This is a genomic window from Bacillus salipaludis, from assembly GCF_004358205.1.
On record NZ_SMYO01000040.1, the window covers coordinates 1 to 11,910 of the forward strand.

10 protein-coding genes are annotated in these 11,910 nt (G+C 36.6%); 6 read left to right on the forward strand and 4 right to left on the reverse strand.

The window, feature by feature from the left end; translation table 11 throughout:
- Positions 1 to 382: 382 nt before the first annotated feature.
- A complete protein-coding gene (locus E2K98_RS28940; RefSeq protein ID WP_133340311.1) occupies positions 383 to 1,051 on the forward strand; it encodes a CatB-related O-acetyltransferase in 669 nt (222 codons plus the stop codon).
- 795 nt (positions 1,052 to 1,846) lie between these two features.
- Here E2K98_RS28940 and E2K98_RS28945 read toward each other — a convergent pair.
- Together E2K98_RS28945 and E2K98_RS32475 are read right to left on the reverse strand one after the other, a co-directional pair.
- Positions 1,847 to 2,239, reverse strand: a complete 393-nt coding sequence (locus E2K98_RS28945; protein ID WP_235824966.1) for a helix-turn-helix domain-containing protein — start codon at positions 2,237 to 2,239, stop codon at positions 1,847 to 1,849.
- A 524-nt stretch (positions 2,240 to 2,763) separates the two neighbouring features.
- Positions 2,764 to 2,880 carry a heme-binding protein gene (locus E2K98_RS32475; protein WP_165976427.1) on the reverse strand — a complete coding sequence of 39 codons (117 nt, stop codon included), beginning with the start codon at positions 2,878 to 2,880 and terminating at the stop codon, positions 2,764 to 2,766.
- 108 nt (positions 2,881 to 2,988) lie between these two features.
- Here E2K98_RS32475 and E2K98_RS28955 point away from each other — a divergent pair, with 108 nt between their 5' ends.
- The 4 genes from E2K98_RS28955 to E2K98_RS28970 all read left to right on the forward strand — a co-directional run bounded on the left by E2K98_RS28955 (position 2,989) and on the right by E2K98_RS28970 (position 7,486).
- Positions 2,989 to 3,681, forward strand: coding sequence for a response regulator transcription factor (locus E2K98_RS28955; protein WP_133340313.1), 693 nt, complete (start codon positions 2,989 to 2,991; stop codon positions 3,679 to 3,681).
- Entirely contained in the window at positions 3,678 to 4,682 is a 1,005-nt protein-coding gene (locus E2K98_RS28960) for a sensor histidine kinase (protein ID WP_133340315.1), read from the forward strand. The genes E2K98_RS28955 and E2K98_RS28960 overlap by 4 nt, the downstream gene beginning before the upstream one ends.
- Before the next feature lie 103 nt (positions 4,683 to 4,785).
- Entirely contained in the window at positions 4,786 to 5,550 is a 765-nt protein-coding gene (locus E2K98_RS28965; protein ID WP_133340317.1) for an ABC transporter ATP-binding protein, read from the forward strand.
- Positions 5,540 to 7,486, forward strand: a complete 1,947-nt coding sequence (locus E2K98_RS28970; protein ID WP_133340319.1) for an ABC transporter permease — start codon at positions 5,540 to 5,542, stop codon at positions 7,484 to 7,486. The genes E2K98_RS28965 and E2K98_RS28970 overlap by 11 nt, the downstream gene beginning before the upstream one ends.
- A 643-nt stretch (positions 7,487 to 8,129) precedes the next feature.
- Here the strand turns inward: E2K98_RS28970 and E2K98_RS28975 are convergent.
- Positions 8,130 to 8,888 (reverse strand): SDR family NAD(P)-dependent oxidoreductase, encoded by a 759-nt coding sequence (locus tag E2K98_RS28975; RefSeq protein ID WP_133340321.1) that lies wholly within the window; start codon positions 8,886 to 8,888, stop codon positions 8,130 to 8,132.
- Positions 8,889 to 9,045: 157 nt separating this feature from the next.
- On the opposite strand from E2K98_RS28975, the gene E2K98_RS28980 reads away from it, so the two are divergent.
- Positions 9,046 to 10,296 carry a helix-turn-helix domain-containing protein gene (locus E2K98_RS28980; RefSeq protein WP_133340323.1) on the forward strand — a complete coding sequence of 417 codons (1,251 nt, stop codon included), beginning with the start codon at positions 9,046 to 9,048 and terminating at the stop codon, positions 10,294 to 10,296.
- Positions 10,297 to 10,938: 642 nt separating this feature from the next.
- Here the strand turns inward: E2K98_RS28980 and E2K98_RS28985 are convergent.
- Positions 10,939 to 11,310, reverse strand: coding sequence for a DUF4430 domain-containing protein (locus E2K98_RS28985; protein WP_133340325.1), 372 nt, complete (start codon positions 11,308 to 11,310; stop codon positions 10,939 to 10,941).
- Positions 11,311 to 11,910: the final 600 nt, after the last annotated feature.

Here is an 11,910-nt window from a genome sequence, read left to right on the forward strand (position 1 = left end):
GCCACCTAACTGTCTACGCTTAAAGACTAAAGTTACCTTTAGCCCTCCAAGACTCGCTACGAGCGAATGGCTAGTTCTTACTCGACGGGAATCCCACCCGTTATATGATACGACCTAGGCTCGGCCGCACACCTGCCCCGTTAGTCGAATAAGAGAAAAGGTGCCGTAACAGCCTTAGTTTCTTGAATTCAAGCATCCATTATTTAAATTACATAATTTCACAATTTGACTATAAAAATTTTTTAAGTTATGATCTGTTTACTTTAAAAGAAAGGCTGAAGATAATGATTCGTCGTTTGAAAAAGTTTAAAAACGTCGCTGTGGTATTAAGCTTCTAAGTAAGTCTTAGAATCTACAATACTTAGAAGCGAGGTATATAGTTATGAATCATCCATTATTTAATCATTGGTCTGAAACAAAGTATTTAAAAGATATAGTGACAAATCCACTCATTGAAGTAGGAGAGTATTCCTATTATTCAGGGTATTATGGTAATCAAAATTTTGAAGATGGCTGTGTAAGGTATTTATGGGGTGATGCTAAATCTCAAGAACTATTCAATCCAATTGAACAGTTTGGTTGGCATCTAGATAAACTCATTATTGGAAATTATGTTTGTATTGCAAGTGGAGTTGTCATTTTAATGGGGGGTAATCATAACCACCATTCAGAATGGATAACGGTTTATCCATTTGTTGAGCAAATAGGACAATCATATGAACCAAAGGGTGATACTGTCATTAAAAGCGATGCCTGGATTGGTATGAATGCTATAATAATGCCTGGCGTTTCAATTGGTGAAGGTGCAATCGTTGCAGCAGGTTCTGTGGTCTCTAAAAACGTCCCACCGTATACAATAGTTGGTGGTAATCCTTCAAAAGAAATAAAGAAACGGTTCACAGATTCAGAAATTAATAAGCTAATGGAAATGCGTTGGTATGATTGGGATAGAGAATTGGTTGAGAGAGCCATCCCTCTATTGTCCAGTTCTTCCATTGAACAGTTATATGATTTTTATAACATTGAAGTAAAGAAAAGATACTCCAGTTAGAAAAGCTACATTCTATATAGGATGTAGCTTTTTGTATACATTTTTTATTTATCACACAAAAATTTAATAGTGTACTCTTTTGAGCTAACCTGCCCTCGTTAGAACAACAAGAAAAGGCTGCCAAAATGACAGCTGAATCTACAACTCTTGCACCCGTTAGCCACCCATGAAGCGCAAAATTCATCGCTTCACCACAGAGAATGAAAATGGATCAGGCAGTCTATACTGTTTTAATGCTGGCGAAGAAGGTCTTTGAACTATGGTGCCTTTGAGCCCATCCGTTAGTCTGACTCCAACGACCACGGTGTACCACCGACTGTCGCGCCCAATTAGGGGTAGCACTTATGGGAGATTAATCCTTTTTCTGGTTGTTGCGCCAGCCTTTCTGATTTAATTTTAAGTAGAAAGGTATTACTATTACGTTTTACCAGCCAACCTCATACTCTTACTTTTCAAGAGGCTCAGCCTTTTTTAAAAAACTGGTCTTTCTGGGTCTGTTTTTTCATGCCCTTTTTCCGTTTTTATTTTCATGGGAGTTCAACAAGCACCTTTTTTTCTATCGATATATCTTCTCACTTTTCAATGCAGATTACCCCGAAAGAGTAATACAACAGGCTGCGTTTTTCTACTCAATGGACAATATCATTGATACATTGTTCCTTCTGTTGGAGAACCCCTTGATAACGTCTAGCATATGTCCGTAGTTTCCCGCACAAATCTCTATAGCAGGGAATCTTTTGTTATGCTAACTGAAATTTTGTATTGGTTCTAAATAACTAAACTGATTGGGCTCTTTTAGAAATTATCTCTTACAGCCCAATTTAAAAGGCCTATACTACGATCCAAATCTTCTTTCACTTGATTCTTATACCGTCGAGCCTCATCCATATTGGCAATTTGATATACCTTAAGCTCCTGGCGCTTAGATCCCTCTTTTATAATCCGGGACCTTGTTATAATTCCATCATCCAGCAGCTCGTGCAATCCTTTGTAAACTTCAGAATGATTAGGCTTATAATTGAATTGCTTAAACGTTTTATAAAAATCCTCCAACATTTCTTTACCGTATGGTCTCCCCTGCTCTATCCACGAGAGCAAATACAGCTTCACAAACGCACGCTGCTTGATTAAAAAGTTATCTCGATTCCGTGGTTTTACCTCTTTTTCCTTTATTATATTATCCTCCAAAATAAACCCTCCTTGCTGACCGTTTGGTGGTGTTAATTGGATTATAAACCATTTATTGTCCGGGGCGTATATACAATATAGGTTGTGAATTTAGAACATATTGAAATTAATAAATTATTGGTAAAACAAAGCCCCAGTTTGAATTAGATTCAGCTCTGAGATGTTATCGATTAGGTTTTATAAGTTAATAGTTATTATGATGTTGCCAATTACATATAATATACATTATATACTGATATATTATAATACATATATGTTGAAATATATGTTTAATATTTTTATTATATACACATATGGATATTTAAGATTTAAAAATCCCAATCTCTCAGTTTAAGGGGATTGGGTTAAATATCCCCTTAAAGTTTTAACTCTTATTGTAGAAATAAAATCAACAATATTATTTAACAGGGCCAAAAAAGAAGGAACACCCTCTAGATGTTCCGCTCCAATTCCCCTTCAAGAATTATCTTGTCACTTTAACAGGGGACAAGATAATTCCTATTGTTTTTGATTTTGCTTCAACATCATTTTATAAAACTGCGTTCGGCAGCTCCGACTGAAACCCCGATTCCCCCGACCAATTGAACGTTAATATAGATGGGTATTCCTCCTTCAAATATCGATAACTGTTTGGTTTTCACTTCTATTATCTAACTCTATACGGCATTGCCTCTTATGGACTGCTGGCACATAGGTAAAATTTGCTATACAATTTGAGGATGGAACTAAAACAAAGTGTGGTGAACAATGTGTTTAAACTATTACTAGTTGAGGATGACGCAACGCTTTATCAAGAGATAAAAGAAAGGTTAACAGGTTGGTCTTATGAGGTTTTTGGAGTTACGGATTTTAGCAATGTGATGCAGGACTTTACAGATGTGAAACCTGATTTAGTGATCATTGATATCCAGCTGCCCAAATTTGATGGGTTTCATTGGTGCCGGATGATCCGATCCCATTCGAATGTGCCGATCCTTTTTCTGTCTTCACGGGACCACCCTTCCGACATGGTGATGTCCATGCAGCTCGGCGCGGATGACTTTGTCCAAAAGCCGTTTCATTTTGATGTGTTAATTGCCAAGATCCAAGCGATTTTACGGCGCGTTTATAATTACAATACCGAACAAGTCCAGTTCAAAACTTGGAATGGAGCTGCTGTGGAATATCAAAAAAATACGGTGACCACTGAGGCGGGCTCTATTGAACTTACGAAGAATGAGATATTAATATTAAGAGAATTGATTGGGCAGAAAAATAAAATTGTCACCCGTGAAGCGTTAATCAAAAGCTTATGGGACGATGAGCGCTTTGTCAGTGACAACACGTTAACCGTCAACGTCAATCGCCTGCGGAAAAAACTCGATGAACTTAGTCTTGGGCAATATATTGAAACCAAAGTGGGACAAGGCTACATCGCAGTTGAAGAGGCCCAGCCGCTATGATAAAAAAGTATCTTATAGAACGGCAGAGCTGGATTCTCCTGATATTGTCCTTGGAATTTTTGGTTATTTTGGTTGCGTTTCTTGATACGTCGATCCCATTGCTTCCACTTCTCTATATTGTATTTATTTCGTTGATTATTTTTGTGATTTTCTTGTTCATTCGCTATCAGAAGGAAACGATATTCTATAAAGTCTTAGAGGAAAGAGAAAACAACCTGGATCCTAATAGCGTCCCCAGTGCCTATCGTCCTTTTGAAGGAATCATTGAAAAGAGCCTTACGAAACAAATTGATTTTTTAGCACAGGAAGCGGCTGCAAATTGGACGACAATGGAGCAGGAAAAAGACCAAATGTTATCTTGGATACATGAAGTAAAGACACCGTTAACAGCGATGCAGCTGATTATTGACCGGATGGAGGATGAAAAACTGAAAGCGGATTTACGGTATGAATGGCTACGTATTCACCTTCTGCTGGATCAGCAACTCCACCAAAAGCGGATGCCCTTTATGGAAAATGATTTGTATATTGAAAACACAAAACTAAAACCATTAATTTTTAACGAAATCAGAACCTTGCAATCATGGTGCATGCAAAAGGGAATTGGTTTTGAATTGGAACTGGAAGAAGAGGATGTCCTGACGGATGCCAGATGGATGGCGTTCATACTCCGACAGCTGTTAACGAATGCCGTGAAATATAGCGAGGCATCTGACATCCTTTTAAATAGTTATGTCCAAGACGGACGAACCTGCTTTAAAATCACTGATTTCGGACGCGGAATCGCTCCAAATGACCTGCCCCGCATTTTTGATAAAGGCTTTACCTCTACAGCCAACCATCAGGATGGTGCGGCAACTGGTATGGGACTATACCTTGCCCAAAAAGCTGCCCGGCCATTGCTGATCAAGTTTAACGTTCACTCTGAGCTTGGAATAGGAACGGCAATTACCTTGACCTTTCCGCAAAAAAATGAGTTTGTTCATATTATCGGCATGTGACAAAAATGTCATATGCTTTTGTTGTTTTGTTCGTCCAATCGAAGGAACGGCAGACCTAAGCTTACTATAATGAAGCTATCGGATAATAAAGGAGTGTGTCGTTATGCAAATACTTGAAGCTACTAATATTCAAAAAAATTACGGTAACAAGTTTAATAAGCAGGAAGTATTGACAGGATTGGACTTAAAAATTGTAAAAGGTGAATTCGTGAGTATCATGGGTGCATCGGGGTCAGGTAAGACAACCCTGCTAAATGTCCTTTCTTCAATTGATAGGGTGAGCAGTGGGATAATTAAGATACAGGGAAAAGAAATCACCCGTATGAAGGAAAAACAGCTTGCCGAGTTCCGCAAGCACCATTTAGGCTTTATTTTTCAGGAATACAACTTGCTGGATACCTTGACGGTTAAAGAAAATATCTTATTGCCTTTGTCCATTTCCAATGCCTCCAAACAAGAGGCAGACCGAAGGTTCAACGAATTGGCATCACAGCTAGGGATTAACGAAATCGGCAATAAATATCCTAATGAAATATCAGGTGGCCAGAAGCAGCGCACCTCGGCAGCACGGGCATTTATTCATAACCCGAGCATTATTTTTGCAGATGAACCAACAGGGGCACTCGATTCCAGGTCAGCCTCCGATTTATTAAATAAACTGAACCAGTTAAACATCAGCAGCGGCGCCACGATTGTAATGGTAACGCACGATCCTGTGGCTGCCAGCTATAGCAGTCGAGTCATTTTTATTAAGGATGGTCAAATATACACCCAACTGAATAAGGGTGATCAATCACGCCAAGCATTTTTTAAAGACATCATGAAAACACAAGGTGTATTGGGAGGGGTCACCCAGAATGAGCATTAATCATTTGATTATCCGTAATCTGAAAAAGAATCTAAAAAACTACTATCTATATGTGTTTGCCCTAGTCTTTAGTGTTGCCTTGTATTTTGCCTTTGTCACTTTGCAATATGACCCGGCGATGGACGCGACAAAGGGCTCCATTAAGGGTGGCGCTTCCATTCGGGCAGCATCCGTTCTACTTGTCGCCATTGTGGCGATCTTTCTGCTGTACGCGAATACAATCTTCATTAAGAGGCGCAGCAAGGAAATCGGCCTGTTTCAACTCATTGGGATGACCAAAAGCCGAATATTCCACCTCCTGAGCACTGAGAACTTTTTTCTATATTTCGGCTCCATGGTAATAGGAATATTCCTTGGCTTTTCATTTTCCCGATTTATCATGATGATTCTGTTGAAAGTCACGCAAGTGGATGCGGACGCCGTTTTACGATTTTCAACCAAGGCTTTTGTGCAAACTCTGATTGTGTTCGTCACCATTTATTTGTTGATAATGTTGATGAATTATATATTCATAAAAAAACAGTCCATTTTGGCTTTATTTAGGATTACCTCGTCGACCGAACAAAAAGTAAAGAAATTATCGATTTGGGAAATTCTGATCGGAATCATTGGTATGATTCTGATAGCGGTTGGCTATTACGTTTCTTCAAAATTATTTGGCGGCGATTTTACCACGATGAATGAATTATTCATGGCGATGATTGGAATTCTTGGTTCTGTCATCATCGGAACCTATCTGTTTTACAAAGGCTCCGTCAGTTTTATATTCCATTTGATCCGGAAAAAGAAAGATGGGTATTTAAACATTAACGAGGTCTTATCACTCTCTTCCATTATGTTCCGGATGAAATCAAACGCCTTATTATTAACAATTATCACTACTGTTTCCGCTTTGGCCATTGGACTTTTGTCATTAAGTTATATTTCTTACTACTCTGCTGAAAAAATGGCTAAAAATAATGTGGCTGCCGATTTTGCCTTCACCAAAACGAAGGATGCCGAACAATTTAAAAAGGCATTAGAAGATAATCATCTGCCATTTAATGAAAAAAGAGCCGAAGTCATTCAAGTAAATGCTGACCTATCGACCATTATGGAAAACGGATTGCAGGAATTAACCATTAAGCAAAGCAGCGTGCCTCTCCCAGTCGTCAGTGACAAGGCTTTGATAGACATGGATCTGTCACCAGAGGAAACGATCTTTACCGGTTATAATGATTTGCTACAATCATTTATGTCACTAAAAGATTCAGGGCAAATCAAATTGCATGGACAAAACGAGGACATTTCTTTACAGTATAAAGGCTTAGCAAAAGAATTTATTGTTTCAAAATATTTTACTGGCGGTGGCTTCCCTGTGGCGGTTGTCAACGACTCTGTCTTCAAACAGTTAAAAAATAATCTTGACCCTACCATCCAAAAGGAATCCTCTTTATTTATTGGGATTACGTTGAAGGATGAGGAGCATGTTACAAAGGCGAATGATCTGTTCAAAGAAATGTTTGGGAATGAGGACTACTCGATGGATTCTCGGTTGGAAATGAGCAACTATCAGAAACAAAATATGGGACTGATCATGTTTATCGTCAGCTTTTTGGGATTAACATTCCTGATTACCTCTGGCTGTATTTTGTATTTTAAACAAATGGGCGAAGGTGAAGAGGAAATGCCTAGCTACACAATCTTAAGGAAACTCGGGTTTACCTCGGGGGATTTGGTGAAAGGCATTCGCGGGAAGCAGCTGTTTAGTTTTGGGATTCCTTTAGTAATCGGCTTATCACACAGTTACTTTGCAGTCAAATCTGGCTGGTTCCTCTTTGGGACGGAACTGTGGACACCGATGATTGTAGTCATGATTGTATATGCCACATTGTACTCTATCTTCGGAATGCTGTCTGTTCAATATTACAAGAAGGTTATTAAAGAAGCCCTATAACGTGAAAGGCTCTAGTATGGTTGTAGATGCTGGAGCCTTTGTTTTATTTTTTGTAAGGCTAAGTTAAACTTGTATGTTGATTTCGGCTCCAATCAATATTAAAACATCATCAACATTGCTTTTAACACAGGCTATTTTAAAGATTTGTTAGAAGAGCATGGAGTTATTGAAAAGAAATAGTAAAAGTATTGTCCCTTTTTGAAAAAATCGAAAGAACAAAACAATATATATTTTAATTATGAAAAGAACATATTCATATAAAATGATAATCCCAATTTACATATCAAATCCATTAGAAAAAGTATGAAAGTAATATGATACTCTTTTTTCTAAACAAAAATGTACAGAATACCCTCTCTTTTAATTAATATATATTAGTAGAACGCCAATACCCATATTTCTAAAACAAAACTTGCTTGATCATATACATTTTTGTCTATAAAACTATGTGTTAAATTTCTAGCTTCCAGTAAACTCATATTTATTCCTCTTTTCCTAAAAATAAAAAAAGCAAGGAGACTGTGCCATTTAACGCTAACTCTTTGTATTGGATGGCATTTTGCAAAAATGCACTATCTAAAACAAAGGGCCATAGATAAAGCATTGTCTATAGCCCTTTAGCTACTTGATGTTCTTCTATAGCCTATAAAGTTAAACCACCATCGACAAGTGCAATTGAACCTGTCATATAGCTTGCTTTATCCGATGCTAAGAAAGCAACCATTTCAGCGAGTTCTTTCGGATTTGCATAACGGCCCATTCTCATATTAGATATCTCTTCTGGAACATAACCGCCTTTTTCAAACTGATCAGCAACACTAGCTGTTAATGCAGTTTGTACACCGCCTGGGCAAAGTGCATTAATACGAATTCCTTTTTTCACATATTCTAGCGCAGCACCTTTGGTTAAACCAATAACCGCATGTTTGCTTGCAGAATATACAGCCACACTATGTTCAGGGCGAATTCCTGCAGTAGAAGCAGTATTAATAACGGACCCGCTTCCTTGCTCGTCCATTACTTTTAATACATATTTCAATCCAAGGAAGACTCCTTTTACATTGATTGCCATAATACGGTCAAATTCGGATTCTTCTACTGTTGTAAAAGGTGCAAACTTTTGAATAACACCCGCATTATTGAAAAATATATCAATACGCCCATATGTTTCTACGGCTTTATTTACATAGTTTTGTACATCTTCACTTTTCGATACATCCGCAGATACGAAGATCCCTTCTCCGCCTTGTGCCTTAATAAGTTGTAATGTTTCTTCCCCAGTTTCTTTATTAAAATCAACTAAGACAACTTTCGCACCCTCAGCAGCAAGTTTCAGACTGCTTGCTCTTCCAATTCCGCTTCCTGCCCCAGTGATCACCGCAATTTTATTTGTTAATTCCATGTTCAATTCCTCCTTATTTATGTCTCCCCAGCATCACCTATTCTAAAGCTTCTATTTTTGTATTAATTGTAATATTCTACGGATAATAGTATTTTTTTAATGTAATAATAAAAAGTGTAACCTATTTCAATAAAATTGAATGGAGTATATGAAATAGATGGAAATATCCAAAAAAGATTTGCAATATATTTGTCAGCTTATTTACGAAATTCATCAAATACCCGTCTATTATGTCAACCAATTTGGTGAATTCGAATACGAATTTTCGCGAAGTGCCCTACGGAAAAATCCGTATTATGCTCCGTTGAAGGAGCAAATCAGCATCTATACGTATGAAGATGATCCCAATGATTTTCCTATCTTCTTTTCTAATTCAAATTTAAACTTTTTCTTTGTCAATCTAAAAAAAACAAACCTTTTTTTAGGATCCATTATTGTTGGACCTTCTATTATCTCAGAAATATCAGAAGAAAATATAACCAAAATGATAGATAATTTTAAAAGAAACGAGAATAAGAGGAATCTCATTGAATATTATCAATCCATTCCCATTATAGACAATCAACAACTTCTAACAATTAGTTTATTGGTTTATTATTTGATTTATCATAAAAAGTTGGATAAAAGTTTTGTCATCCAAAATAATAAAGCGATAGCACCCGTAATCATTGAAACAGAGGATCCAGACCTTGAGCTTTCGAAAGGGAGAAGGAATTTCATTTTTCATTCAAATCTTTCATATGAACGTGTTTTGCTTGATTATGTCAAAAACGGACGAATAGATAAAATTCATGATGTCATTAATTACTCAATTATCGGGGAGGCAGAATTAGGATTGTTATCTAAACGGAGCCGCTTAAGGAGTGAAAAAAATTTAATGATAACAGGAGTTGCCCTTGTTTGCAGAGCTGCTATTGAGGGCGGATTAAACGATGAAACAGCCTTTACTTTAAGTGACTTCTATATTCAACAACTAGAGGAATTAGGAAGGTTAAAAGAAATATTAAAATTAATGGAAGAAGCTATTATAGATTTTACCAATCGTGTTCACCAATTAAATGATGAAAAATACACTGCAACAGTAACCGCTTGTAAACATTATATTTATAATAATCTTTACGGCGAAATCACACTAGATCACCTTGCACAAATGTGTCATTTAAGTCCAAACTACTTATCATCACTATTTAAAAAAGAAGTTGGAATCACAATAAGTGAATATATTCAACAGCAACGAGTTGACGAAGCAAAAAAGCTATTAATTTTAACAAATTATCCGATTTCAGACATTGGCACATGGCTAAATTTTAACGATCAAAGTTATTTTATAAAAATCTTTAAAAAATACATAGGGTTAACCCCTAGGCAGTTTAGAAATAATCATTCTTCTAAGAATACATCAACATAATTATATATAAATGAAAATTTAATCGTATGATCCGAATGGTCCTGTTGGTGAAAATCCGCGTAATAATCATCCTTATTATAGATTATTATGAATATGGGAAATTGATATAAAAACCCTAATTACTTAATACAACGAGTAATTAGGCTTTGGTTAATCAAATGATACAAAGTTAATATTTCTAATAAATCATCGTCTATTAAGGATTTTTTCTTTCACCATGTTTCCCTATTATTACTAATTGAGTAGATAGTTTATTTTCAACTTAAGCTATTAACTTAAAAACAGGAGAAAAATAGAGGGGAATTCAGAAGAATCAAATTATATACGTTTTTATTTCTATTGTTTTCGTTTTCATGGAGAATGTTCCGGTTTTCATTGATTTTGCTAGGATTAATCCAAACGTGTGATAATTATCGTCAATCCAAGATTTTATTCCACGCTTTCTCCGGCCCTTACCTCACGATAAGTACCTTGCGCTTCCTTGGTGGTTGGTCGATGTGCACCCCCACAGTGGACTTTCACCACCTAGATAGTTGCCATGCCTAGCACACACAAAAAAAGCTGCCGAGATTGGCAGCTGGCTCTTCAACTCTTATTTGCTAAAGAGGCGAATTAAATAACCTCCGTGATGAACATTTCTTTTTATTTCATTATTTCTTGTTTATCGTAATCCCTTAACGCCCAAGTTAAAATATCATTTGCGTAAAGGCCTACTTCGCCTGGTGAAATTTCAACAAACTCACCATCAATAAATGCAGCCCAATGGATGTTTTCTGTAGGTTTTTCAACCAATCCATTGATTCCTGTAATCATACCGTTTGTTTCCGCTACATCAAAGTTGTTTTTGGTTATGTCGTAAATATTGTCCCCCTCTTCAAATGTTATATTTTTCTTTACTATAACTTTATTGTTTTGATCAATAATCTGAATAATGCTATTTACTTCGACTGCATATGCTGGATTTGCAAGCCATAAAGCAAACAAAAAGGGGAGTGCAAAAGCAAGTTTGAACATATATATCCTCCTCATTTTTTCTTATTTTTTCCTAATGTCATTTAATAATGAGTGTTATTTGCATATAAAAACACCTAACAAGTTGTTAGGTGTAATTTCAAATATAAATAGAATTAACTATAACAGAACGGGTTTCCGGTAATATGCAGTTAAAATTTATTATGAAAGGGATCTTGTTTATTCCACAATTCAGTATAGTGCCCATTCGGATTTGATAATAGAGTTTCGTGGTTTCCTACTTCTACGATTCTTCCTCTACGATTTTATCAACATAGGTTATAGCCGATAATCTGTGTGTACTAAGATAGTTGTTTTTCCTTTATATACTTCATTTATGGTTTGCTGGATTTCCTTTTCAATTTGTTTTCATTTTAGCATATTTTACTTCAGCTAAACTGCAACGTCACCACTATAAAAAAAGTGATTGCCGCAGCAACCCCCTCTTTAACATGTCGAGTAGAAGGGAGCCTTTCTACCTTGCGGTAGATTGTACTCCTCCCCCCTCACAGAACCGTGCTTGCGCTATTAACGCACACGGCTCCTCCTAGTCATCATTTACAAAATATAGCTAATTTCTTTTCTTAAGTCGTATATATTAAC

What these genes read in the sequence shown, in the direction of transcription:
- E2K98_RS28940 (WP_133340311.1), top strand. Translation starts at nt 383, where the DNA reads ATGAATCATCCATTATTTAATCATTGGTCTGAAACAAAGTATTTAAAA.
- E2K98_RS28960 (WP_133340315.1), top strand. Translation starts at nt 3,678, where the DNA reads ATGATAAAAAAGTATCTTATAGAACGGCAGAGCTGGATTCTCCTGATA.
- E2K98_RS28965 (WP_133340317.1), top strand. Translation starts at nt 4,786, where the DNA reads ATGCAAATACTTGAAGCTACTAATATTCAAAAAAATTACGGTAACAAG.
- E2K98_RS28970 (WP_133340319.1), top strand. Translation starts at nt 5,540, where the DNA reads ATGAGCATTAATCATTTGATTATCCGTAATCTGAAAAAGAATCTAAAA.
- E2K98_RS28975 (WP_133340321.1), bottom strand. Translation starts at nt 8,888, where the DNA reads ATGGAATTAACAAATAAAATTGCGGTGATCACTGGGGCAGGAAGCGGA.
- E2K98_RS28980 (WP_133340323.1), top strand. Translation starts at nt 9,046, where the DNA reads ATGGAAATATCCAAAAAAGATTTGCAATATATTTGTCAGCTTATTTAC.
- E2K98_RS28985 (WP_133340325.1), bottom strand. Translation starts at nt 11,310, where the DNA reads ATGTTCAAACTTGCTTTTGCACTCCCCTTTTTGTTTGCTTTATGGCTT.